General features: G+C 38.4%; 24 protein-coding genes and 1 tRNA gene. 11 read left to right on the forward strand and 14 right to left on the reverse strand.

Annotated features, from left to right (window positions below; all coding sequences use genetic code 11):
- Positions 1–73 precede the first annotated feature (73 nt).
- Positions 74–439 carry a hypothetical protein gene (locus A0J48_RS01135; protein ID WP_200319529.1) on the reverse strand — a complete coding sequence of 122 codons (366 nt, stop codon included), beginning with the start codon at positions 437–439 and terminating at the stop codon, positions 74–76.
- A 468-nt stretch (positions 440–907) separates the two neighbouring features.
- Here A0J48_RS01135 and A0J48_RS01140 point away from each other — a divergent pair, with 468 nt between their 5' ends.
- Together A0J48_RS01140 and A0J48_RS01145 are read left to right on the forward strand one after the other, a co-directional pair.
- Complete coding sequence (locus A0J48_RS01140) at positions 908–1,750, forward strand: polysaccharide deacetylase family protein (protein ID WP_200319531.1); 843 nt, start codon at positions 908–910, stop codon at positions 1,748–1,750.
- A 23-nt stretch (positions 1,751–1,773) separates the two neighbouring features.
- Positions 1,774–2,604: a polysaccharide deacetylase family protein gene (locus A0J48_RS01145; RefSeq protein ID WP_200319533.1), complete on the forward strand. Its 831-nt coding sequence runs from the start codon at positions 1,774–1,776 to the stop codon at positions 2,602–2,604.
- Positions 2,605–2,655: 51 nt separating this feature from the next.
- On the opposite strand, the gene A0J48_RS01150 is transcribed toward A0J48_RS01145, so the two are convergent.
- From A0J48_RS01150 to A0J48_RS01160, 3 genes are all read right to left on the reverse strand, one after another.
- Positions 2,656–3,051: an alr0857 family protein gene (locus tag A0J48_RS01150; RefSeq protein ID WP_200319535.1), complete on the reverse strand. Its 396-nt coding sequence runs from the start codon at positions 3,049–3,051 to the stop codon at positions 2,656–2,658.
- Between the two features lie 16 nt (positions 3,052–3,067).
- Positions 3,068–3,586, reverse strand: a complete 519-nt coding sequence (locus tag A0J48_RS01155; protein WP_325078090.1) for an HNH endonuclease — start codon at positions 3,584–3,586, stop codon at positions 3,068–3,070.
- A gap of 214 nt (positions 3,587–3,800) precedes the next feature.
- Positions 3,801–4,037, reverse strand: coding sequence for a hypothetical protein (locus A0J48_RS01160; RefSeq protein ID WP_325078092.1), 237 nt, complete (start codon positions 4,035–4,037; stop codon positions 3,801–3,803).
- An 83-nt stretch (positions 4,038–4,120) separates the two neighbouring features.
- On the opposite strand from A0J48_RS01160, the gene A0J48_RS01165 reads away from it, so the two are divergent.
- The 3 genes from A0J48_RS01165 to A0J48_RS01175 all read left to right on the forward strand — a co-directional run bounded on the left by A0J48_RS01165 (position 4,121) and on the right by A0J48_RS01175 (position 7,594).
- Entirely contained in the window at positions 4,121–4,456 is a 336-nt protein-coding gene (locus tag A0J48_RS01165; protein ID WP_200319539.1) for a ribbon-helix-helix domain-containing protein, read from the forward strand.
- A gap of 532 nt (positions 4,457–4,988) precedes the next feature.
- Positions 4,989–7,022 (forward strand): GAF domain-containing sensor histidine kinase, encoded by a 2,034-nt coding sequence (locus tag A0J48_RS01170; protein ID WP_200319540.1) that lies wholly within the window; start codon positions 4,989–4,991, stop codon positions 7,020–7,022.
- A 35-nt stretch (positions 7,023–7,057) separates the two neighbouring features.
- Positions 7,058–7,594 carry an SRPBCC family protein gene (locus tag A0J48_RS01175; RefSeq protein WP_325078137.1) on the forward strand — a complete coding sequence of 179 codons (537 nt, stop codon included), beginning with the start codon at positions 7,058–7,060 and terminating at the stop codon, positions 7,592–7,594.
- A 104-nt stretch (positions 7,595–7,698) separates the two neighbouring features.
- On the opposite strand, the gene A0J48_RS01180 is transcribed toward A0J48_RS01175, so the two are convergent.
- A tRNA-Glu gene (locus A0J48_RS01180) sits at positions 7,699–7,771 on the reverse strand.
- 339 nt (positions 7,772–8,110) lie between these two features.
- On the opposite strand from A0J48_RS01180, the gene A0J48_RS01185 reads away from it, so the two are divergent.
- Positions 8,111–10,030 (forward strand): cation:proton antiporter, encoded by a 1,920-nt coding sequence (locus A0J48_RS01185; protein WP_200319544.1) that lies wholly within the window; start codon positions 8,111–8,113, stop codon positions 10,028–10,030.
- Between the two features lie 675 nt (positions 10,031–10,705).
- A complete protein-coding gene (locus A0J48_RS01190) occupies positions 10,706–12,115 on the forward strand; it encodes a hypothetical protein (RefSeq protein WP_200319546.1) in 1,410 nt (469 codons plus the stop codon).
- Positions 12,116–12,277: 162 nt separating this feature from the next.
- Here A0J48_RS01190 and petJ read toward each other — a convergent pair whose 3' ends face one another.
- The 7 genes from petJ to sufB form a co-directional block, all read right to left on the reverse strand.
- Entirely contained in the window at positions 12,278–12,637 is a 360-nt protein-coding gene (gene petJ / locus A0J48_RS01195; protein ID WP_234300650.1) for a cytochrome c6 PetJ, read from the reverse strand.
- A 218-nt stretch (positions 12,638–12,855) separates the two neighbouring features.
- A complete protein-coding gene (gene petE / locus A0J48_RS01200; RefSeq protein ID WP_200319548.1) occupies positions 12,856–13,275 on the reverse strand; it encodes a plastocyanin in 420 nt (139 codons plus the stop codon).
- Positions 13,276–13,562: 287 nt separating this feature from the next.
- The gene (gene psbV / locus A0J48_RS01205; RefSeq protein ID WP_200319550.1) at positions 13,563–14,054 is read right to left on the reverse strand and encodes a photosystem II cytochrome c-550; all 492 of its coding nucleotides are present in this window, start codon (positions 14,052–14,054) and stop codon (positions 13,563–13,565) included.
- Positions 14,055–14,777: 723 nt separating this feature from the next.
- A complete protein-coding gene (locus A0J48_RS01210) occupies positions 14,778–16,043 on the reverse strand; it encodes a cysteine desulfurase (protein ID WP_200319552.1) in 1,266 nt (421 codons plus the stop codon).
- A 147-nt stretch (positions 16,044–16,190) separates the two neighbouring features.
- Positions 16,191–17,525 carry a Fe-S cluster assembly protein SufD gene (sufD, locus tag A0J48_RS01215; protein ID WP_200319554.1) on the reverse strand — a complete coding sequence of 445 codons (1,335 nt, stop codon included), beginning with the start codon at positions 17,523–17,525 and terminating at the stop codon, positions 16,191–16,193.
- A complete protein-coding gene (gene sufC / locus A0J48_RS01220) occupies positions 17,525–18,310 on the reverse strand; it encodes a Fe-S cluster assembly ATPase SufC (protein ID WP_200319556.1) in 786 nt (261 codons plus the stop codon). The genes sufD and sufC overlap by 1 nt, the downstream gene beginning before the upstream one ends.
- Before the next feature lie 65 nt (positions 18,311–18,375).
- Positions 18,376–19,815 carry a Fe-S cluster assembly protein SufB gene (gene sufB, locus A0J48_RS01225; protein ID WP_200319558.1) on the reverse strand — a complete coding sequence of 480 codons (1,440 nt, stop codon included), beginning with the start codon at positions 19,813–19,815 and terminating at the stop codon, positions 18,376–18,378.
- 207 nt (positions 19,816–20,022) lie between these two features.
- On the opposite strand from sufB, the gene sufR reads away from it, so the two are divergent.
- Complete coding sequence (sufR, locus tag A0J48_RS01230; protein WP_200319560.1) at positions 20,023–20,694, forward strand: iron-sulfur cluster biosynthesis transcriptional regulator SufR; 672 nt, start codon at positions 20,023–20,025, stop codon at positions 20,692–20,694.
- Between the two features lie 184 nt (positions 20,695–20,878).
- Here the strand turns inward: sufR and A0J48_RS26680 are convergent, their stop codons facing one another.
- Both A0J48_RS26680 and A0J48_RS01240 read right to left on the reverse strand, forming a co-directional pair.
- Positions 20,879–21,484, reverse strand: a complete 606-nt coding sequence (locus A0J48_RS26680; protein WP_234300651.1) for an SHOCT domain-containing protein — start codon at positions 21,482–21,484, stop codon at positions 20,879–20,881.
- A gap of 18 nt (positions 21,485–21,502) precedes the next feature.
- On the reverse strand, positions 21,503–21,820 hold the full coding sequence (locus A0J48_RS01240) for a flavoredoxin (protein WP_200319562.1): 318 nt from the start codon (positions 21,818–21,820) through the stop codon (positions 21,503–21,505).
- A 386-nt stretch (positions 21,821–22,206) separates the two neighbouring features.
- On the opposite strand from A0J48_RS01240, the gene A0J48_RS01245 reads away from it, so the two are divergent.
- The 3 genes from A0J48_RS01245 to A0J48_RS01255 all read left to right on the forward strand — a co-directional run bounded on the left by A0J48_RS01245 (position 22,207) and on the right by A0J48_RS01255 (position 23,659).
- Positions 22,207–22,488, forward strand: a complete 282-nt coding sequence (locus tag A0J48_RS01245; RefSeq protein ID WP_200319564.1) for a hypothetical protein — start codon at positions 22,207–22,209, stop codon at positions 22,486–22,488.
- A 202-nt stretch (positions 22,489–22,690) separates the two neighbouring features.
- A complete protein-coding gene (locus A0J48_RS01250) occupies positions 22,691–23,338 on the forward strand; it encodes a Uma2 family endonuclease (protein ID WP_200319566.1) in 648 nt (215 codons plus the stop codon).
- Positions 23,339–23,398: 60 nt separating this feature from the next.
- Entirely contained in the window at positions 23,399–23,659 is a 261-nt protein-coding gene (locus A0J48_RS01255) for a hypothetical protein (RefSeq protein WP_190558331.1), read from the forward strand.
- Positions 23,660–23,733: the final 74 nt, after the last annotated feature.

The following is a 23,733-nucleotide window of genomic DNA, read 5'->3' on the forward strand; positions in this document are numbered from 1 at the left end:
TATAGATTATTAATTACCTAAAATTAGTTAAAACCCCCGACTTATTCACAAATCGGGGTTATTGTTATGATATTTACTTGTTGCTACCTGTCATTTTTTCCAAAAATCCTTCTACTTCCTGCTCTACAGAAGTCGCACTTTGTGAATTTTCGGGACGCTTCATTTTTTCAATATCAGCATCTCCCTGAACTTCATTCAGTCCCCTCTTTGTTTTTTCTTGAGATTCTCTCATTCCTATTGGTGGTTCTTTAGCTGCTTCATCAGTTTTACGTTGAGTTTCCAATAGTTGTGTTGTTGCTTCTGTCGGATCACTCTGATAACTACTGATAGCTAAAACAGGAAAAGCATTAAATAAAAATATGAAGGTACAAGCAAAAGCTACTAATATCAACCTGGATACTAATTGCCCTCTAGACTTAACAAAATCAAGAACTGTCATTGTTATTATTTTTAGGTTTATTTTGTGGTTCAATATAAAATAATAATTAAATAAAATATGTTTTTAATCCGTCTCTAGAGAGAATTAAGATGAATCTTAAATTGAGGTATAAATAATTCTTTAGATAGAAAATAAGACTTGACCTAGAGGGGATTTGAGAAGTATGAGAATTGATTTTAATCCTCCCTACCTACCCTTGTAAAAGGCTGAATCAAACAATCAAATTTCTCCTTTTTAAAGTAGGTTGATGGGGATATGTAGCTAAACCACTAGCTAAAATTGAGATTTTCTGTTAATACTGTAAAAATTCAAATTCCCATCGTGTGAAATATAAGTAGAACGACGGAAAAAAACCAAACTATGTAAAGAAAAGTAAATTAACCTAAAACCCTTTTTTCTCTTGCCTCGTGCTTTGTCATAACGACAATTTTTAACACCTACCTACTTAGCTATCATAGATAAAAATTTATGCACCCTGATAATTCCACAAACAACCACAAACAAACAATCAAAATAATTGCTATTTCCACAATAGCATTATATTTCACAGCTTGTACCAATAGCCCAAATAGACCACAATTAAAAACCAACAGCGAAGCCGTGGGTGTTTCCATTCCTGAAAAACAACCTGATACCAAATCACAACCACCTGCTAAAATCGAAAACTTGAATTTTATCGTTCCTGCAAAATTTCAAGGAAAGACTGTTTATAAAGTCGAACCCAAAAGTAACGAGAAAGTTATTGCTTTAACTATTGATGATGGACCCTGGCCAAAAACCACAGCAGCAATGTTAGATATCTTCAAACAAAATGACGTGAAAGCCACATTCTTTTGGGTAGGAACTTCATTAAAAAATAATCCCGAAATTGCTAAACGAGTTGTAGCTGAAGGTCACGCTATTGGTAATCATACATGGCATCATTGGTATCAAGGCATGGATCAAGCTACAGCTAAAAGTGAAATTGAAAAAACAAATGAATTAATTTATAAAACAACAGGCGTAAAAACAGCTTTATTTCGTCCACCTGGAGGTTATTTAAATAATGGTTTAGCCGCCTATGCTAAAAGTCAAAATAATGCCGTTATTATGTGGTCTTTAACTTCAGCCGATACTGATCGTCATGCAAAATATCAAGTATTTGTGAAAAATGTGATTAAAGGTGCAAAACCAGGAGCAATTGTGTTGATGCACGATGGAGGTGGAAATCGTGAAAGAACAGTCAAAGCCTTACCAGATATTATTAATAAATTGAAACAACAAGGTTATAGATTTGTGACAATTCCTGAATTATTAGAAATGGAGAAATAAAAGATTACAAAGGACAAAAATCTATGCCTAAAAATAAGCGTAAACAAATAATAAAACTTCTTGGTATTATCATCATAATATTGATTATCCTAGGAATAATCATCGTTCCCAAAATACCAGAAATTCCCCTCACTAATCTCAATGCAGTTCCAGTCACTCCACCACCATGTCAATTAACTGAACAATTACAGCCTTCTCCTAACAGCGCAAATTTGACTTTTAACATCCCTACTAAATCTCAATCTCAAATTTATCGTCGAGTAACACCTAATAATAATGAAAAAGTTATTGCTTTAACTATTGATGATGGATCTTGGAAAAAAACCACAGCAGCAATGTTAGATATCTTCAAAGAAAATGATGTAAAAGCCACATTCTTTTGGGTAGGAACTTCATTAAAAAATAATGCAGAAATTGCCAAACAAGTTGTCGCCGCAGGACACGCTATTGGTAATCATACCTGGACTCATGCCACTAAACCCATGAATCCCATCACAGCCAAAAATGAAATAGAATGTACTGCTCAACTTATGTACAAAACTACAGGAGTGAAAACATCCTTATTTCGTCCTGCTGGTGGTAGGTTAAATAATGGATTATCAGCTTATGCTAAAACTCAAAACTATGCCATTTTTAAGTGGACAGTAAATTCCGGTGATACGAATTTATCTGACCCAGAATTTATTGTTGATAATGTTCTCCAAGGTGCAAAACCAGGTGCTATTGTTTTACTGCATGATGGACGAGGCGATCGCACCGCCACAGTCAAAGCCTTGCCAGAAATCATTAGGGAACTAAGACAGCAAGGCTATAGATTTGTCACTATTCCCGAATTACTGGAAATGCAGTATTAGGTTTAAATAGGGGATGCTGAGTGCAATTGTTTTTGACTCAGCACTCATTACTCAGCACTCAGCACTGTTTACAGACGCACAAAGTTGAGCTTCTTGCCACAGTTTCCCTAAAAAGAACTCGGCTCGATCGCTCATCAATGTCACAAACACACCATCAGCATTGTCATAACCATCAGATAACCAAGAACCCTGCAAGGTGACTTCCAGATACTCAGCATCACAGACAGACAGCGCCATGATGTCACTGTCATTGTGCTGCACCTCAGCCTTCAACCTTTCTACTCCTGGTAAATCCACAGGTAGCAAAAAGGAAGCTGTACTAGGTTCAAAATGTAAAGGTTGACCAACCCGTAGTGCCAAAATCACTCTTTGTCCTACCCATTCTTCTAAGGACAGAGTGAGATGCTCTAAATAAAAATTGTTTTCGGTATAAGTTAATTTCAGCATTCCTTTCGCTCTCCTGTTATTCCAGGTTGGCTTGCATATTGATCCAAAATTGTTCTGCAAAAGAAACAGCAGGGTGCTGTGGTGCTTTTGGTTTTTTTCGCAATTGCATACCAGCTTCCCCTAGGGTTTTATCACCTTTATGGGAGTTACATCTTTCACAAGCTGTAACCACGTTATCCCAGGTATGCAAGCCTCCCTTAGATCGGGGAATCAAATGATCTAGAGTCAGACGTTTGGTACTACCGCAATATTGACAACTGTGATGGTCTCGCCGCAGCACTTCTCGCCGATTCACTGGTGGCACTTTCCACATTCTTTCAGCAGCCGCAATTTTTAACCGGATGTGCTTTGGTACGGAAATTACCAAGTTAGGTGAGCGAACTAACCAGCCTCCTTCCGTAGAAAAATCCACTGGTTCAGCCTTGTTGGTTACTAATAATACAATTGCTCGCTTGATATTCACCTTACACAGTGGCAAATAATTTTGAGAAAAGACCACCACGGATTGTTCTAACACTTGCATGGCACTTGTCACAGTCTGACTCCTTATCAACGGTTATCAGGGAATAGGGAATAGGGAATAGGGAATAGGGAATAGGAAAATAGATAATTTTGAATTTAGAATTTATTTGTCATCTGTCACCTGTCACCTGTCACCTGTCACCTATCACCTATCACCTGATGAAAAAACCCCCGCTTCTGATTTAGGTGAAGCGGGGGTTTAAAATTGACCTGATATTTTTCTGGTCTTATTGTGGTACTGCATTTCTGCACCTGTACCCCCCGCTTCTTATTTCTATCTGTGGTTTACTATTTGGCGCATCCAGGCCAATATATCTGAAATCATCATTACCCTCTGTTGTTTGCCCACCATGCAGTTGGCGATCGCCCATAAATAAATACTCCACTCCCACAGCGGCAAATTCCCAACTGGCTTGCCAAATAGTGGAATGCGAAGTAGTAGAAATGGGGTAAATAGATTTCACAGCAAATTTCACCTGTTAAACATTACTGTAAACATACTACACTTGTATTACCATCTTGTCTATACCTCTAAGGAGAAAAAATCATGCATACCATCGCACGCACCTCAACCACCGATATGGAAGTTACCAGCATCCGTTTAGAACGGGAACTGAAAGATAAACTCAAAGAGATAGCTGGTAATCAGGGATATCAAGCTCTAATTCGAGATGTCCTGTGGAACTATGTCCAGCAAAAATCCGGTGAATGGAAACCCCGATTTTCCCGTGCTGATATTCGAGCCAGCATTGCAGCTACAGCACAGCAAGATGAACGCTGTGTCCTCACAGGTACATTAATTCAAGCTCAACAACCGATGTTATTGGGATTAACGAAAAATGGCGATATAGTGCCTCTCAGTGTTGAAAGTTTAGCTGGCTAGTCCATCACAGATCTACTACTTTTAAGCTTTTGTAAAATTTTTGAAAAATGCAGTCTAGTTATTTACATTAGTAACTGGGCTGCATTGATCGCAACGACGGGTAAATGTTCTGTAAGTTCAATTAAGTTTCTCTTACATAAGTAATTTAAAGCAAAAATATATTATATTAAGCACTAAAACGTATAGTGTTAACGCGGAGAATATTGATGATATTTTTTATTGAATTCCAGAGTAATTACGGTTTATGTAAAGTTGCAGACGAGATATCCTAGTTTTGGGACAGTAGCCTAAATCAGTCTCAAAATTACCAAACTCATAGAACCAGAATGCTAATCTTGGTAAGATTATCGTCATCCAAACAGCAAAAATTAGTTGATAAAGCTCATAGATACAGATAAGCAAAACATCCAAATGTCACCAAAATTTAGTTGAAGTCTTTATAAACAGCTTACGATTTATCAGGGTGCTGCAACACAACTAACAGTTGCGTGCAAACTAAACAAAGGGATGACTATCCACCAGCGAACCAATAATGAAAAAGCGTTTATTGCCACTACCAGACTGCATAAAAGATAATGATGTAGAACAACTACATCCATACCGAGCCAAGCTCATGCAGCAACAAGAAACAACAGCCCAAGCCTTGGCGCAGAAGATTAATCATATCATCGCCAATAGCCAGACAACATCATTGATGTTGCAAGAAATTGCTCACCTCTTAGGAGTAGCCTTCAAAGTAGATTGCTGCTGTCTGGTAACGGTAACAAAAGATGGATTTAGCGAAGGTTGCGCGACTAATTGGTGTAGTGAAGAATATTTAGGATTACCACCTTCCCAAGAAATTCTATCAACAGATCAGTTATTGATCAGTTCACCAGTTGTACAATGTGCTGCTGAAACATTAAGCATTGATGATATTTCCTTAATTCAGCAAACCCTAGTCATTGGCTCTCAAACTTTACCAATACCAATTAAATCGGTTTTAGCAATTACCACTCGATTTAGTGGGCAAAATAATGGTGTAATTTGCTTAATAAAATTCCAAAATTATGAATGGAATGAATCAGAAAAACAATTATTACAAGCAATAGCCTCATCCTGTGCGATCGCTCTAGCTCAAGTAGCACAAACACAGATACTTAATACTCAAAAACAGTATCTACACAAAACCAACCAGCATCAAAGTTTAATTAAACAATTAACTATATTAAGCCTTAGTAACTTGGAGTTGAATCAAATGCTCCAGTTAGTTATTTCATCTACTGCTGAATCTTTAGAAGCAGATCGAGGATTGCTAATTTTATTGAAATACACAGATCCCATGTTTAGGAATCGTCCTAAAAAACAAATTCCTAAAGCTAAAGCTACTGTAGTAGGAGAATGGACTAAAATCCAAAAGATATCTAACACTGCTTTAGACAACCAAGTCCAGACTTTTTCTCTGTCAGAATGTGGTTTATGCCAGCGTGTATTTACAGAATCTGGAAAACCAATTATGGTTGATAACTCTATAGATTTAAAGGAGAATTTACAACCCAATCCATTGTTTGCTCTTGATCAGTTTCCGGCCACACTGTTAATGCCATTAGAAAATCAAGGCAAAGTTTTGGGATTTTTAGTTTTACAACAAGCGGTTACTCGCAGTTGGCAACCCGCAGAATTAAATCTTGTGGAAATGGTCTGCGCTCAATTAAGTAATGCCATAATTCAATCACAAACACTGCGGCAAGTCCAAAATTTAGTAGATGAAAGGACAGAGCAACTCAAACGGAGTTTAGAAGTACAAGCAAAATTGTACGAAAGAACAAAGCAGTATGTTGAACAGCTACAACAACTCAACGAACTCAAAGATGAATTTGTCAGCAACCTCAGCGATCGCTTGCGTTATCCCTTAACAAATATGCGAATGTCAATTCGTAACTTGCGGTTGCCAGGTATTACTCCAGAACGTCAATCTCGATATCTAGACATTCTCGAATCAGAATGTACCAAGGAAATCAACCTCATTAATGACCTGCTGACTCTCCAGAAACTAGAAACTCATCAAGAAGCACCGCAATTACAAACCATAGATTTAAATACCAGAATTAATGACTTGGTAGCTGCGGCAGAAAAGCCATTGGCAGACCAGGGATTATCAGTCAACGTAGATTTACCGAAAAAGCCCTTAAAGCTGCAAACAGAAGTGGAAAGTTTTGATCGCATTGTGCAAGAACTTTTAACCAATGTCAGTAAATACTCGGAGCGCGATACGATAGTCCATGTACAAATGACTCACAAAGTCGAACAAGAACTTGATCAAGTTATGATTAAAGTGACTAATACAGGACGTGGCATCTCACAAGAGGAAGCGGCCTATATTTTTGACAAGTTCCGTCGTGGTAAAGGACGTTGGACTCCAGGTACTGGCTTGGGATTGGCATTAGTCAAGTCTCTGGTACAGCACTTACATGGAGCGATCGCCATTGAAAGTACCCCCATAGCCAACTCTCAATTGAGCGAAATTTGTTTTACCTTGACCCTTCCTCAGTTTTCCGCAGCAACTAAACCAGATTCTCAACAGTGACTACAGAAAACAACACAGCGGGACTTAACTCCCCCATCTCTATTGACGAAACTCGACTAGAAGACAGCGTCAATGCTGACCAAGTAACCATCCAAGTCGAGAAATTATCAGAACGACAACGACAAATTACTGCCAAAGTGCTAATTCCCCACCCTGTCGAAAAAGTCTGGAAAATTCTCACAGACTACGAAGCCTTGGCAGAATTTATTCCCAACCTGGCCAAAAGCTCTCTGTTAGAGCATCCCAATGGAGGTATCAGGTTAGAACAGATAGGCTCTCAACGCTTGCTCAATTTCAAATTTTGTGCGCGTGTAGTTCTAGACCTGGAAGAAATTTTCCCTAAACTAATTAACTTTCAAATGGTAGAAGGAGATTTCAAAGGTTTTTCCGGGTTTTGGTGCTTAGAACCCTATTCCCTGGGTGAACATCAAGGAACACATCTCTGCTACACCATCCAAGTTTGGCCTAAGCTAACAATGCCCATATCCATCATTGAAAGCCGACTCAGTAAAGACCTACAACACAACTTACTGGCAATTCGCCAACGTGCAGGTGAGTTAACCTTCAGTTGAATATTTTCTATTGGTAATATTCAACACAAATTAATTTCAGGATAGAAAAGAAACCTCATTTATTTCTTTTCTATTCTTATCTAAATTATTGATTTGTTTTTAGATACCCCCAGGGGAATTCGAATCCCCGTTACCTCCGTGAAAGGGAGGTGTCCTAGGCCTCTAGACGATGGGGGCGTGGACTTCAGACTTTTAATAATCTACCGGATTTTTTCGAGGATGTCAACACCTTTTTCCAAAAAATTTTTGATGCTATCTAAACTGAGTTGGAGCAGGTTGAAAAATTCATGCTTTCTCCTCAACTCGATACTTGGTACTCGAAAGTCGGCAGTCTCATGAATTCCGTGTTTTATCCAAAAATCTCTGAATTTCTTAACGATGGAAGTATGGTTTCTAGTACGCCATGTCCGGTAATATGGCAAAATATCCGGACTTGAAGTATCTGTTGTACCCTGTAGAGTTATTATTTATGATTCTGGAGCAAGGATTTTGGTTCTAACGCTCAAAATCTAAAACATGGAAGCATCTTTTGAAATTACCCTACAGATGGTGTTTACAGTCCTGGCAGGCATTAGCGCCCAGGTGATGGCAGCATATCTGAAGCTGCCGAGCATCGTCTTATTACTGTTGTTAGGCATCATCTTAGGTGCTGATGGTCTTGGAGTATTACATCCGCAGTTATTAGGAACTGGACTAGAAGTAATTGTCTCTCTGGCAACGGCAATTATCTTATTTGAAGGCGGACTCAAACTGGATTTGCGGGAGTTAGGCAGAGTTTCAGTCAGTTTGCAATTGCTTGTCACCTTGGGAACACTAATCACGCTGCTGGGTGGTAGTATGGCCGCGCACTGGCTGGGAGAATTTCCTTGGAATATAGCTTTTCTCTATGCTTCTATAGTCGTTGTTACCGGGCCTACAGTTGTTGGTCCCCTACTCAAACAAATCAACGTAGATCGACAAGTAGCAACTTTGTTGGAAGGGGAAGGGGTTTTAATTGACCCAGTGGGAGCTATCCTAGCCTACGTTGTTCTCGATACGATTTTGAACGGTGATGCTGACCCCCTCAAAGCCATCATGGGTTTAATATTGCGTTTGGGTGTAGGTGCAATGATTGGCGGTGTGGGCGGTTATCTGATGAGTTGGGTGTTCAAACACGCCAGTTTTTTATCTTTTGAACTCAAAAATCTGGCAGTTTTGGCCACATTGTGGGGTTTGTTTACTCTGGCACAGACGATTCGCAGTGAGTCAGGAATTATGACTACGGTCATGGCTGGGGTTGTATTTGCCAATTCATCAGTTCCAGAAGAACGGCTATTGCGAAGCTTTAAAAACCAACTCACAATTCTCAGCGTGTCTGTGTTGTTTATCCTCCTAGCCGCTGACTTATCTATTGCCAGTGTGTTGGCCTTGGGTTGGGGTAGTTTATTGACAGTTTTGGTCTTGATGTTTGTGGTGCGCCCAATTAATATTTTGTTCTGCACTTGGAACAGTAATCTCAATTGGCGACAGAAACTGTTTTTAAGTTGGGTTGCACCGAGAGGAATTGTTTCTGCTTCTGTAGCTTCTTTATTTGCTATTTCGCTGACACAAAGGGGTGTAAATGGTGGTGATGCCATTAAAGCTCTGGTCTTCTTGACAATTATCATGACTGTTGTCTGTCAAGGCTTGACGGCGGGCTGGATTGCTAAATGCCTGGAAATCACCTCCAAGGAAGCAACTGGAGCGGTAATTGTGGGTTGTAATCCTTTAAGTTTGTTGATCGCCCGGTTTTTCCAAGAGCGAGGAGAAAGTGTGGTGATGATTGACACTGACTCGGAATACTTTGCTCAAGCTGAAGCTCAAAATCTACGGGTGATTGCTAGTAGTGCGCTAGATGCAGAGGTTTTAGAGGAAGCTGGTATTGCTTCCATGGGAACTTTTTTAGCGATGACTAATAATGGCGAGGTGAATTTTGTCTTAGCACAACGGGCGGCTGAGGAATTTAGTCCACCCCGTGTCTTGGCGGTATTTCCCCGTGATCAGCAAGCACCTAATTCTGCCAATGTGAAAGTTAATCAAGCTTTTGTCTCTGACTTAGCAGTTAAAACGTGGAATGAGTATTTAAGTAATGGAAGAGTAAAATTAGGAACAACGACTTTAAATGAGACTGAATTTTCTAGTCAACAGGAACATATCCAAGAAAAGATTCGGACTGGAGTGTTAGTACCACTGTTGATAGAAAGGGAAGAACGCCTGCAAATAATGTCAGCAAATCAAGATTGGGAAGTAGGCGATCGCATTATCTACCTGTTATACGATTCCCGACCAAATCTTTTAAAACGTTTATCTGGTGCTAGTCAATCTACAACTTTGGCTTTAGAAAAGTTGCCAGAGGTGGAAGAAGTACCCACTGCTAAGTTGTCTCAACTTTCTGCTACTGAAGTTTCTGGTAATTGAACATTTCTTGCTCTTGCCATAGCAAAGCCGATCAATTTACCACTGCTCAGATCAGAGCCGTGAAAGCAAGCACCTAACCCGGCTTTTGGCACTTCAAAATGTCCTACGTTAATTCTTAAACAAATTTAACCAAAAATCTGGACGAACCCTCATTGTTGATAAATTATGTCTTTATATTAAAATTTTAATATTTTTTGTCAGAAAAAATACTTATTACCAGCTTAATACCTTGATTCAACCTGGTAATTTACTAAGAACTATGAAAAAAATAAAAACTGAATATAATTGGAATTTTCCTGTTTTGCAGGCCAACATAGAGAGTTATTATAAGGAAATAAGCTAAAAAACCTTGAGACGGAGATTTGACGCTTGGTTGAAAAACTCAGCCGTCCTTGAGGCAAGGAATGAAAGCCAATTAAGGCGTTTACGCCTCAGCGACTTTATGCTATGTTGCTTTCAACAGGTAAGGATCATTAACCGTCTTCATGGAGAGTGTCAATTGTTAGAGAGACTCATATCTAATAATTGCCATATAATCTAAAGGATATAATCTCTGATACAGCATGGCAGAAAGGAATCTGTATCAAAAATAAATAAATAGATAAGATTATAATTACACCCTTCTGCCTGTTTGAATTAGTCAACTGCAACCGAGCCGAGTGAACGATAACAGCTATGTCTTACGTCTCCCTGCTGAAGAATATACCAGAAAAATTAAGCCAACCAACTGGGATAGCAGCTATAGCCTCTCTTGGCATCCACGGTGCTATTGCCTTGATTGTGCCATTAATGCCTGTTAATTCTAGTAAGTCCTCAGAAACTAATACTACTAAAGCTGTGGGATTAATGGAATTGACTCCGGCTGATCAAAACCGTTTACCACAAACTCCTGGTACATCAGAAGTTGCTTTACAACCGCCCCAATTGCCTCTACAACAGCAACTTCCTCCGGCCAGCTTTGATAGCCAATCAATAACATTACCACCCTTACAACCGCCTTTACCTAGCCAGCAGGTATTGCCATCTATCCCAACATCACCAGCAAACTATAATCTTGCTTTCTTACCCAGAAGACAGACGCTTCAGAGATTTTCGAGCGGCGGTTTTAGAACTCAGGTTTCTAATTTTCAACCTACAGCCACATTACGCCGTTCAGAGTCTCCGTTTGTTAATGATATAGATGCCAAAATTAAAGAAACCCAACCGCTGAATATCAACAGGTTGCCAGAAGTTCAGGCAGATAATAAATTACCAGATGCGCCACTTAGTAATCCATCTCCCGATGCTATTGACATTGGTTCGACAACAACAGCACAGGAAATGACTCCAAGACCAACAGGACAGTTAGGAGATAACTCAGCGCAAATTGCGGCCAATTCACCTTCTGGACTTGTTGGTGAACAATCTCTACAAGACAAACGCCAATTAGTAGCCGCAGCACCAAATTCTGTACCATCACCAGAAGCTGTAATCATTCAGCAACCAGAACAGCGCACTTCAAGTCGGTCTGATTCACAAACGCAAAAAAGAGAAGAGTTACAGGCTCACCTAAATTCTTACAACACCATCAGACAAGCTATTGAGCAAGAATATCCCAACGCTAAAGAAAAACCTGTCATTCGTGAATCTATCTCTACAGACAAACGCGATATGGAAGGTACTGTCTTGGGTAGATTAGTTGTAGATCCTGATGGCAAGGTTTTAGATATTAAGTTTCAAGATAAGTCATTAGCTCCCAAATTACAGTCCCAAACTAGGGAATTTTTCAACGCTAATCCACCTAAAGGTGAGCAGCGCATTAGCTCTTATCCATTCCAACTGCTGTTTAAAAATAGTAGCGATAATAATCTTCGCAAGAAGACCCCAGAGCTAAAGCCGTCACAAACTCAAGATGCTCAAACAGTTATTGAGCAACAAGAGATAAAAAATCAGGCTAATAATCAAGCTGTGATTATTCCCAATCCATCATCTACACCTGTAGTTACTGATAATCCATCTAATGTGTCTACTGAATCTGCTAAAAAGCTAATAAAACAGTTACGTCAAATTAAGGAAGAAAGAGAAACCTTAAATCAAGAAAAATAAAATCATCGAATTTTAGATTTGAGGTAGGCATTCAGCTTTTTCAAGGGTACGCCAAAAATCAATGGTTTAGGACTGGTTGTGGTCTGGGTATTGGGGATTGGGCAGAGTTTGTTCATGTTTATTTTTTTTCTACCCCACACCCCACACTCCAGACTTTATAAATTACCAACCTGTTTCAGCTTTCTGGAAAACATAAGCAGCCACCTCTAAAATTTCTTGCTCGCTCAATTTGTTTTTAAAGGCAGGCATAGCACTTTTACCATTTTGAACTTGGTGGATAATAGCCTGGATGGGGTTAATATCATAATTTTCTAAGTATTTTGATAGTGCTTCCTTTTGTAAAGTTTTATTTTCAACGAGGATATTAGCACCTCCTATATGGCAAGCAGCACAGTTAGTGTTAAAAATTTTGCGACCATTGGATGTTTCTGTTGCTAAGACTGGATAAATAACTGTCAAGTTCAACAACAGGGCGATCGCCAACACCAGATTTAATAAAATTGGTTTTATGATACTTCTCAACAGATTTTCCTCACAACCAGCATGATGCAGCCAACATACGTATAATATAATACGAATTTGCTAGGTTGATAATTTTGGCAAATTTGAGTAAAACTAACGGCGGTGACTAGCTTATCCCTCTATTTTTACCAAGGATAAAACTTGTTACCGCCGCTTTTCAATTATTTGCGCCACCTAATGAGCAAAAAAAATCATTTGGTTTCAGATTAGCAAGATTTCTAGCCTTCAACAATAATTTTACCAGCCATACCAGCACCACGGTGGGGAGTGCAGTAGAAAGAGTATTCACCAGTAGGTGCATCTGCGGGAAAAGTTGTTGTTACTTTCTGTCCAGGATTCAACAATAATTTACTGTGAGACAAAGATTCAGCTAAAGCTTTATCCCCAGCAGGATTTTTAGCAGGATCAAACACAACATTATGGGGAGCAAGTTTATTATTTACCCATTCAATTGTGTCACCTGGTTTAACAGTCAACTTTTTAGGTTGAAATTGCAACAGTCCTTTGTCACTACCCAATTTGATCTGGTAGGTTTCAGCAGATGCAGTGGGAGTAAAAATAGCAAAGCTGCTAACAACCAGAAGAACGGTTAACACTGCTAAAGTTAAGCGTCTCCAACTAGCTGCAATTAATTTCATGGGTCTCTCCTGAGATATAGTTTTATTTTTCTGTTCTTATTTTAAATACAATTAACGCCAAATATGACAATCCGTCATAGATAAATTTTTTTTTAAGAATGGAAGGTTATCAATAGCAAAATTACGGCTAAAATGCAAAGTTCCCAGTCCTGGTTCAAGAGAGCAAACTCAAGTAGAAGCAGCAGGTATATTCAACCAAAAACGACAGTTATGCTTGAATGCACTCAGGTATCAGGACTCGGAACTGAGATTTTTCCACAGTAAGGGCTAAATTTCCCCTACTTCATTTAGTAATGAATCTTACCACCGCCCCATCTAATACCAACAATTTTTGGTTGAACGAGGATGTGACCTGCGATCGCTGTTAAGTCATCATCTGTCAAGTTTCTCATTTCTGTGAAAATATCTGCACTCTTGAGGCTGGGATGTATTTCCGAGATTTCTTCTTCCCCGTCGTAAGTTGTGGGATTTTTCATGTAGTCTACCAACCCTTCAATGTTGTTACGATTTGGTGTAGCCAGGGACAAAGCTTCTGGTTCTAGTCCCACGTTTTGGTTGGTCTTGGTTATACCCCCTGCATGACATTGAGCGCAAGTGTCATTAAATAATTTTTTACCTTTTGCCAGTTGTGGCACGCTGATGACAACAGTGTCACCTTTAGCATTCAAGGCTACGGTTCTGGTAGCTTGATCCAGTTCTACGGCTGTTGCATTACCGATAAATAGCTGAAATGTCAGTAAAACAGTAGCAACAACAACGCCAATCAATCTTCTAAACATATTTCCCCTTTCTGTTTTTAATGCTCAACACAGCTAAGACACTAATAGTTCCAAAAAGCATAGATATTTATCTGATGCTAAAAGTTGGTCGGTGATCATGCCGACGGGGAGAACTAGAACACCCCCTGACCCCTGGGCTAAAAGCTGTCGGGATTACTTTACGTAAAATGTTCACGCTATCATTAACATCAGCATGAATCAGTTTACCATTAGCTGCTCTATGCTGTTGCTGAACTGAGTTTCTCCATAAGTAAGAATAGGGTCAAGAGCGGGTTTGAGGATGGAGACTTTTTATTTTTTGATACAAATCTTTATAAATAAATTTACAAATCACAATATTAACCTTTTGCTTCTGTCAAGGTTTAACCTTGAATCAAGTAGCGGTTGCAAAAGGCATAAATTCATAGATCTGCTAGGTTAAACCCAATAGAGGTTGACATGATCCATTCTCATAGCTGACGTATTCACCTTTGAACGTATTTAAGCCCAAGGGTAATTTGTGTTTACGGACAATACAGCAAAAATTAAGAAAAAGTTTAACGAAGGCAGGAGGCAGAAAGCCGTTGTTGTAACGCGGATTTGTACCCCGCTCCAAAAACTTTGGACGAAGTCCGGTTTTAGACCCGATTGTTTTGATAAACTGTTACCCATCAAGTCTAATCTTGGTTGATTTATCTCCTATGGCAGAGAAATCACAAAAGGTGGGAATTTCCCACCCTGAATTTACTCAGCAAACACACTAGCAAAAAAGTCCAGCGTCTCTTTCAAAGCCTTAATGAAAACATCAATTTCTTCACGAGTATTGTAAAAAGATAAACTTGCTCGTGCAGTTCCCGCTAAACCTAAATGACGGTGTAATGGTTGTGTACAATGATGTCCAGAACGAATTGCGACACCTTCTTGATCTAACAATGTTGCTAAATCATTAGCGTGGACACCTTCGGCTGTAAAAGCTGCTAATGCGGCTCTACCTTCACCTTGAGCATTAGGTTTTGGCCCGTAGATTCTGATTTGGGGTATTTGAGCTAATTGCTCGAATAAATAAGCAGTTAATTCGGCTTCATAAGCATGGATTTTATCCATACCGATATTAGTAAGATAATCTATAGCTGCACCAAGGGCGATCGCTTCTCCAATTGCAGGTGTACCAGCTTCAAATTTATGAGGTAATTCTGCATAAGTAGAATGATCTAAATAGACTTCAGAAATCATTTCCCCACCACCGAAAAATGGCGGCATTGCTTCTAGTAATTCGAGCTTACCATATAAGAAACCTATGCCAGTGGGAGCGCACATTTTATGACCAGAAGCTACCAACCAATCACAATCAAGTTCTTGGACATTAATGGGAGTATGGGGAACACTTTGACAAGCATCAAGCAAGAATTTCGCACCGTATCTGTGAGCAATTTCGGCTATTTCTTTGGCAGGGTTAATACAACCCAAGGTGTTAGAAATGTGAACTATAGACACCAGTTTTGTTTTGTCAGAAATCAGAGTTTTAAACTGTTCTAAATCAAAAGTTTCTTCTGGTGTTAATTCGACAAATTTTAAGACTGCGCCTGTTTTTTGGGCAACAAATTGCCAAGGAACGATATTACTGTGGTGTTCCATAACCGAGAGAATTATTTCGTCTCCTGGTTGTAAATTGTTCATTCCCCAACTGTAAGCGACTAGGTTTATTGCTTCGCTGGCGTTGCGGGTGTAAACTATTTCTTGGCGTGATTTAGCATGAATAAAGTTAGCAATTTTATCTCGTGCTGCTTCATAAGCGTCGGTAGCTTTTGCACTTAAAAAATGTGCGCCACGATGAACATTTGAGTTATATTGTTCGTAATAATCACGCCAAGCGTTTAAGACTGATATAGGTTTTTGGGAAGTTGCGGCGTTATCGAGGTAAACTAATGGTTTACCGTGAACTTCCTGATGTAAAATTGGGAAGTCTTTGCGAACTTGATCGGCTAGGGTTTTGGTAGAAGTGAATGTCATATTTAATGAGTTTAGGAGTTGAGAGTTTTTTTAGAATTTATGATTTATGCAGAGGTTTTTAAGGAATGAACCGCAGAGGCGCAGAGGACGCAGAGAGAAGAGGTTGTTGGGTGGGTTTCCCCACTTTTTGAGGGTGGGGTTTTTTGGTTATTTGTTGGTGAGTGTGACGACTGTTTTTAACAGTTTTTCTCGCAAGGAAGTAACGGGTATTAAGTTAATAATTTCTGCTGCGAAAGCATTAACTAATAATTTGCGTGCGTCGGTTTCATCAATACCACGACTTTGCAGATAAAAGATTTCATCATCTTCTAATTGACTAACGGTAGCACCATGAGCGCATTTGACGTTATCTGCGGTTATTTCTAGTTGGGGTTTGGTGTCAATTCTAGCTTTTGATGATAACAGCAAATTGCGGTTTAATTGTGCAGCATCGGTTAATTGTGCGGGTTTGGGAACGAAAATTTTACCGTTGAAAACTCCATGAGCGCGATCGCCTATAATACACTTATGTAGCTGTTTACTAACACCATGAGGATGATTGAGAGCGATCGCACTGTGAGTATCAGCTAATTGTTTTTCAGCAATAACTGTTAAACCATTGAGTGTGGTTTCTGTTTGTTCTCCAGTTTGTAAAATCTCCAAATTATGACGGGAAATTTTACCACCAACCGTCACAGCATTACAGCTATAACGACTATACCGCGCTTGTGTCACCGCAGTTTTACCAATGTGAAAAGCAGCATCACTTTCTAACACAACTCTATTGTGACTAACCTGAGCATTTTCATTAACCCAGATTTCCGTCACACTGTTATTAAAATAAACCTCATCCTCTGCGCTCTCTGCGTCTCTGCGGTTCGTATACTCTTCAATCAAACTCACCTGAGAATTACTTTCAGCTATCACCAAACAACGAGGTTGAGAAATAATAGCATCTTCCGCAGCAACAGAAATAAATAACAGATGAATGGGATTTTCAACCACCACATTTTTACTAACCCATACCACTGCTACATCATTTAAAGCAGCAGTATTGAGAGCAGTAAAAACTTCCCTTGTTCCCTCAGACTGTGCTAAATATTCCTTTGCAACTTCATCAGGTAAAACATCCAAATTACCAACTTTTAAACCAGCAGGTAAATTTTTAGTATGAGATAAATTCGCTGCAAAAACACCATTCACAAAAACCAAACGGTGAGCAACTTCAGGTAGAACTAAACCATCTTGTAGGGACAATTCATGAATTATCCCTACATTAGTGAATTTTACCTCTTTCAGTGAAGATAAATCAGTAAAACGCCATTCTTCATCGCGGGTGTTGGGAATAACAGAATGACGCACCCATTTAACAGCATCATTCTTAACTTGTTGAACCCAACCACCATTTTCAGATGTAGAAACCTGATTTAATAAACCAGTTAAAAACTGATCTCGATCTAAAAAAGAATCAGAAATAGAACTAGGAGAAACTTCAATAGACATTACACACCTACCCCTAAAGCTTCTTCCAACACCCAATCATAACCGCGAGATTCTAACTCTAAAGCTAACTCTTTACCACCACTTCTAATAATCCGTCCTTGTGCCATCACATGAACAAAATCAGGCACAATATAATCAAGAAGACGCTGATAGTGAGTAATCATAATTGTGGCATTTTCAGCATTAGTTAATTGATTAACTCCATTAGCCACAATTTTCAAAGCATCAATATCTAAACCTGAATCAGTTTCATCCAAAATCGCTAACTTAGGTTCTAAAATAGCCATTTGCAGAATTTCATTCCGCTTTTTCTCACCGCCAGAAAAACCCTCATTTACACTACGGTTAAGAAAAGAAGAATTCATTTTTACAACTTCTAATTTTTCCTCAACCAAATCATCAAAATCGAAAGCGTCAACCTCTTCCAAACCTTGCGCCTTTCTCCGAGAATTATAAGCAACCCGCAAAAAATCCAAATTGCTCACACCAGGAATTTCCAGAGGATATTGAAAAGCTAAAAACACACCATTTCTAGCTCTTTCTGCTGCTTCCATTTCCAAAAGATTTTGACCTTGGAAAACCACCTCACCACCAGTAACAGTATAAGCTGGATGTCCCGCTAACACCTTAGAAAACGTACTCTTACCAGAACCATTTGGACCCATAATCGCGTGAATTTCTCCAGCGCGAACATCCAAATTCAAACCCTTTAAAATTGAAGTTCCATCAACATCAGCAGTCAAATTCTTAACCGACAAAATCAAATTACTATTCTCAATAATCATCTTTTCTTCCTCTCTTCCTCTCTTCCTCTGCGTTCTCTGCGTCTCTGCGGTTCGTTTAAAAAAACCTAACCAACACTACCTTCCAACTTCAAACTCAACAACTTATCAGCTTCAACAGCAAACTCCATCGGAAGCTGATTAAAAACATCCTTACAGAAACCGCTAATCATCATCGAAATAGCATCTTCTGGTGAAATACCACGTTGAGCAAAAAAGAATAATTGATCTTCACCAATCTTAGAAGTAGACGCTTCATGCTCAACCTTTCCAGTATTATTCTGAACTTGAATATAAGGAAAAGTATTAGCTTGAGCATTATCTCCAATCAACATTGAATCACATTGAGAATAATTTCTCGCGCCCTTCGCAGTGGGATTAATTTTCACCAAACCACGATAACTATTACTAGAATTACCAGCAGAAATTCCTTTAGAAATAATTGTACTGCGGGTGTTTTTACCAATATGAATCATCTTAGTTCCAGTATCAGCTTGCTGCATATTATTTGTTAATGCAACTGAGTAGAACTCACCCACAGAATTATCACCAACTAACACACAACTAGGATACTTCCAAGTAATAGCAGAACCAGTTTCTACTTGAGTCCAAGAAATCTTAGAATTGACACCTTGACACAAACCACGCTTAGTTACAAAGTTGTAAATTCCACCTTTACCATTTGCATCCCCAGCGTACCAGTTCTGCACGGTAGAATATTTAATTTCCGCATTATCTAAAGCCACCAATTCTACAACTGCCGCGTGTAATTGGTTGCTGTCGTACATGGGTGCTGTACAACCTTCTAAATAAGAAACATAACTACCTTCTTCGGCGACAATTAAAGTCCTCTCAAATTGTCCTGTATCACCGGAGTTAATACGGAAATAAGTTGACAATTCCATCGGACATTTTACGCCTTTAGGAATGTAGACGAAAGAACCATCACTGAATACAGCCGCATTTAAAGCTGCAAAATAATTATCAGCAATGGGAACAACGCTACCCAAATATTTTTTAATCAGTTCTGGATGTTCTTGCAGAGCTTCAGAAATAGAACAGAAAATAACGCCATCTTTGGCAAGTTTTTCTTTAAATGTAGTGGCTACAGAAACACTATCAAAAATTGCATCAACCGCAACATTACTTAATCGCTTTTGTTCATTTAAAGGAATACCTAATTTCTCGAAGGTTTCCAATAAAGTAGGATCAACTTCATCGAGGCTGTTGAGTTTTGCTTTCTTTTGTTTCGGCGCGGAATAATAAATGATATCCTGGTAATCAATGGGTGGATATTTGACATGAGGCCAAGTTGGTTCTGTCATTTTCAGCCATTGATGGTAGGCACGGAGACGATACTCCAGCATAAATTCCGGTTCGTTCTTTTTGGCGGAAATCAGGCGAATAACGTCTTCATTTAGTCCCCGTGGAATGGTGTCGGCTTCAATGTCGGTGACAAAGCCGTACTTGTAAGGTTGGTTGACTAAGGTTTTGACAGATGCGCTCATCGGTTCTCTCGTGTTCTCTTTAAAGGATGGGCGACGGGTTGCTTAACGCTGATTCCCGTTTTGTGTTACCGATTGCTAACAAGACTGCTAGAATAGGCTTAAGGATTAAAACAACTCGGCTGTTGTTTAATCTATTTTCATTGTACGATAGATTAACAACAACAATGTTGTTTAAGTCAAATTTTCAGAAAATTTTTTGGGACTAAAATGGCGACTACCCAGCAGTCCACAACAAAGCAGGATATTTTAGAGTATCTTTTAAAACAAGTACAAGCTACCGCCTTGGAGCTTGCAGAAGTATTAGATGTCAGCCCCCAAGCTATTCGCCGTCACTTGAAGGATTTGGAAGCCGAGAATTTAGTTGTATATTTTATACCTGATCAAGTTGCTATGGGTCGTCCTCAGCATCTTTATCAATTAAGTCAACGGGGACGAGAACAATTACAAAGGAATGTAACCCGCTTTAGTGATGGTTATGGAGAGTTTGCGGTTTCGCTGTTAGACACTTTAGCGGAAACTGTTGGACGTGAGCAGGTAAAAACGATTTTACAAAAACAGTGGCAACGTAAAGCGCAGGAATACCGGGAAAGGGTGGGTACTGGTTCTTTAAAAGAACGAGTTGCACACTTAGTAGAATTGCGAAAAGCAGAAGGTTTTATGGCTGAGTTTCACGCTGTGGAGTCAGATGTTAATAGTGGTGAAAGTTTCATTTTTATAGAACACACTTGCGCTATTTCTAATGTTGCGGAGTCGTTTCCTAGTGTTTGCGGTCATGAGTTAGAAATGTTTGCGGCGATTTTACCTGATTGTAATGTGGAAAGGACTCACTGGCTAATTCATGGTGAGCATCGTTGTGGGTATTTGGTGCAGAAAAGGTAGGTAGTTTTGAACGCGGATGGGTAATTTTATGTTTTTTGTCTTGGATGTGGGATGAAATTTGATGATTTGATAGACTAATTTATCAGGGTTTAGTAGTGCTAAATTATTACAGGTTAGGCATAAAAAAGGTGAGATTTTTTGGATTTCATGAATATTTCACTGAAAAATCGCTAACACAATTTATCTAAAGTTTATCAACTAGAGATTGACGCTTTATTTTATATTCTTCTTCAGTGATCAGACCTTGTTCAAACAACTTTTTTAATTGTATTAATGTCCTCTTTGCCGCTTCAAAAGTTCTAATGTTATGTTGGTGAGAGTTTAAAAATTTTGTTTCTCTTCGTCTTTTTCGTCTTATATTCCGGCTTGTTGAACGTGAATCTTTGATTTCTTCTATATGAACTTGAATGTTTGAAGGAGATACAAAAACTTTCTTTTTAACATGATCTGAAATTAAGGTTGTTTGGGTTGTTGTATACTCAACAACTTCTAAATCATCTTCTACTTGTTTAATGTTATCCCAATCAATCACCGCAACCCAAATATTGTCTTCTTGAGAATGTTTAACTATTCCCTCTACTTCTAAATCTTCGCTATAAAAAGTTAGTGTTTGAGCATCTTGTAATTCAATTTTTTGACGTGCTAAATCTTCAATTGTACCAATACAATTTAACCGCAGACGACCTTCTTCATCAGCATTATTAAAGTCTGCAAAAACTCTGCATTGTTGACTCAAACTTTGTTGGTTATTATTGTCCTGATAGTTGGAAGAATTGACTGGTGTATTCATTTGCAATCTCTATAAATATTATGGCTTTGGTTTAGGAATTGTAGGTGTGAGCAGATTACTAATTTGTTCTGGAGTTAAACCAGTTAATGTTGCATGATAACCTTTTCCAGAAGTTCTAACTACATCACCACCCGCTTTGCGAACTTCTCCTACTGTTGTAACACCTATTTGCGGATGAGGAATAGCTTTTGCTAATTCCTCTATTGATATTCCTATCTCACATTGTACAGAAATTCCTGTTATTCCACTGGGATGAGTACCTATTCCCATTTGGATATTTTCTGGACGGTTGCGGCCTCCTCGAACTACTAAGGCTTCATCTGGTATTTTTTCCACAAGGTTTAACTTTAATCATCATATACCCGATCATTACTTTACCAGTGATTGTTAATCTAGATATTGCGGGAGAATCGAATTAGCATATCTACCCAAATCATTCCTGAATGTGTAAAAATTGTAACCGCTCAATAAATGGGGGCGGACTACCTGTTCGGGAACGATTTTACGGCATTTGAGGCGTATCATGGAAGGATTTACCCCGGATTATTGAGCGGTTACCAAAAATCAAAAATGCACATAAATATTTTTGGGCATTTGTAACTTATGTTTCTTTACCACGGTACAAGTTTTGAAAATGTTAACAATATTCGGAGTAAAGGTGATAAGGACTGTAATACAATATAATCAAGTTCCAAAAATATAACTACATAAATATAAAAAATATGCACAACCTATCAATTCCAGCGCAAACATTACAGAAAGCATGGGAAAAAGGTTTACAGCAAGGTTTAACCCAAGTTGCTGTAAATATGTTACGAGAAGGGATTGAATTAGATTTTATCGTCAAACTAACTGGACTGCCATTAGAAGCAGTTAAAAATTTACAAGCTGTTAATATAGATGATGATCAAATATTAGTTAAAGAATTTTTAGAAATGAGTGAATCATCATTAAATAAAGTTTGGCTTGATCCAGAGGAAGACGAAGCATGGAAGGATCTATAGAACCTTTAATTAAAGGTGATGTGATATCTGTTTCTTTTCCTTTTTCTGATACATCTTCGGTAAACTTCTAGCTGAATGTTCATAAGTCAAAGTTAAAAATTGACAACCTTTTGCTATCAATTCCCTTTGATCAATCATTTCATCTAATTGAAATTGATGATAGTGATATAATAGAATAATTAAAACTGCGAGGTGAATTTATATGGTAACTCTAGCACCTACTCACAGCAACACTCACACCAACAGCGTCATCCTCCATCATATTTCCTGGAATACTTTTGAAAGAATTTTATTAGAAACAGGTGATGATCGCTATAACAGGTTTACTTATAATCAGGGAATATTAGAAATTATGACTCCATTAATGCCCCATGAACATAATAACCGGTTGTTACAAAATTTAATTATTGTTCTAGTTGAAGAATTAAATCTCAATGTCAAAAGTACTGGTTCATTAACTTGTAAAAGAGAAGATTTAGCTAGAGGTGTAGAACCTGATTCTAGTTTCTATATACAAAATGAACCAATCATGAGAAATAAAACAAGTTTAGATTTAACTCAAGATCCCCCACCTGATTTAGTGATAGAAGTTGATTATGCTAGTTCTTCTATTGATAAATTACCGATTTATTTAGCTTTAGGTGTTCCTGAAGTTTGGCGTTATGATGAACCTGTGATGCAAATTTATAGTTTATCTGAGGATAAATATATTCCTTGTAATGGTTCACCAACTTTTGCGAATTTACCTTTAAATACAGAAATTCCTCAATTTTTAGCTTCTAGTTTAGAAGTGGGTGAGGTGTCAATGATTAAAAATTTTCGGAGTTGGTTAAAAACACAAATTTCCTGATTAAATTATGATTTAATAGTAAAAACGAGAGTTAGTAATTAAATAGATTTTTGACTTTTTATGGATATTTCACCTAATCAATCATCAACCCAATTTTTAACCCATGACGAATCTGCACAAGTTGATGCAGCTTTGCTATCTTCTCCTGAGAAGTTTTTAACGAGGTTGACAATTTCTTCTTTGCGGATTTTACAACATATCGCTAAAGAATATGATGTTTCTATTGAAGAATTGACAACAAAGCAAATCATTACTTGGTTTGAAATTGATGCGAAAATTAGGAGAGAAAAGGGAGTTGAAGAAGCGTTTTTGAAGTGGTAGGGAATAACTCTTAATTCGTAATTAATGACATAGGTGGTGCGTTACACTGTTGTTAACGCATTCTAGGAAACCTA

It is taken from the genome of Sphaerospermopsis aphanizomenoides BCCUSP55, from assembly GCF_001586785.1.
Lineage (GTDB): Bacteria > Cyanobacteriota > Cyanobacteriia > Cyanobacteriales > Nostocaceae > Sphaerospermopsis_A > Sphaerospermopsis_A aphanizomenoides_A.

Bases quoted from the DNA above. Each gene is read 5' to 3' on its own strand.
- A0J48_RS01150 (WP_200319535.1), bottom strand. From the start codon at position 3,051: ATGCTGAAATTAACTTATACCGAAAACAATTTTTATTTAGAGCATCTC.
- A0J48_RS01165 (WP_200319539.1), top strand. From the start codon at position 4,121: ATGCATACCATCGCACGCACCTCAACCACCGATATGGAAGTTACCAGC.
- sufR (WP_200319560.1), top strand. From the start codon at position 20,023: ATGGCGACTACCCAGCAGTCCACAACAAAGCAGGATATTTTAGAGTAT.
- A0J48_RS01140 (WP_200319531.1), top strand. From the start codon at position 908: ATGCACCCTGATAATTCCACAAACAACCACAAACAAACAATCAAAATA.
- A0J48_RS01135 (WP_200319529.1), bottom strand. From the start codon at position 439: ATGACAGTTCTTGATTTTGTTAAGTCTAGAGGGCAATTAGTATCCAGG.
- A0J48_RS01245 (WP_200319564.1), top strand. From the start codon at position 22,207: ATGCACAACCTATCAATTCCAGCGCAAACATTACAGAAAGCATGGGAA.
- A0J48_RS01250 (WP_200319566.1), top strand. From the start codon at position 22,691: ATGGTAACTCTAGCACCTACTCACAGCAACACTCACACCAACAGCGTC.
- psbV (WP_200319550.1), bottom strand. From the start codon at position 14,054: ATGTTTAGAAGATTGATTGGCGTTGTTGTTGCTACTGTTTTACTGACA.
- A0J48_RS01185 (WP_200319544.1), top strand. From the start codon at position 8,111: ATGGAAGCATCTTTTGAAATTACCCTACAGATGGTGTTTACAGTCCTG.
- A0J48_RS01190 (WP_200319546.1), top strand. From the start codon at position 10,706: ATGTCTTACGTCTCCCTGCTGAAGAATATACCAGAAAAATTAAGCCAA.
- A0J48_RS26680 (WP_234300651.1), bottom strand. From the start codon at position 21,484: ATGAATACACCAGTCAATTCTTCCAACTATCAGGACAATAATAACCAA.
- petE (WP_200319548.1), bottom strand. From the start codon at position 13,275: ATGAAATTAATTGCAGCTAGTTGGAGACGCTTAACTTTAGCAGTGTTA.
- A0J48_RS01145 (WP_200319533.1), top strand. From the start codon at position 1,774: ATGCCTAAAAATAAGCGTAAACAAATAATAAAACTTCTTGGTATTATC.
- A0J48_RS01210 (WP_200319552.1), bottom strand. From the start codon at position 16,043: ATGACATTCACTTCTACCAAAACCCTAGCCGATCAAGTTCGCAAAGAC.
- A0J48_RS01170 (WP_200319540.1), top strand. From the start codon at position 4,989: ATGAAAAAGCGTTTATTGCCACTACCAGACTGCATAAAAGATAATGAT.
- sufC (WP_200319556.1), bottom strand. From the start codon at position 18,310: ATGATTATTGAGAATAGTAATTTGATTTTGTCGGTTAAGAATTTGACT.
- sufD (WP_200319554.1), bottom strand. From the start codon at position 17,525: ATGTCTATTGAAGTTTCTCCTAGTTCTATTTCTGATTCTTTTTTAGAT.
- A0J48_RS01255 (WP_190558331.1), top strand. From the start codon at position 23,399: ATGGATATTTCACCTAATCAATCATCAACCCAATTTTTAACCCATGAC.
- sufB (WP_200319558.1), bottom strand. From the start codon at position 19,815: ATGAGCGCATCTGTCAAAACCTTAGTCAACCAACCTTACAAGTACGGC.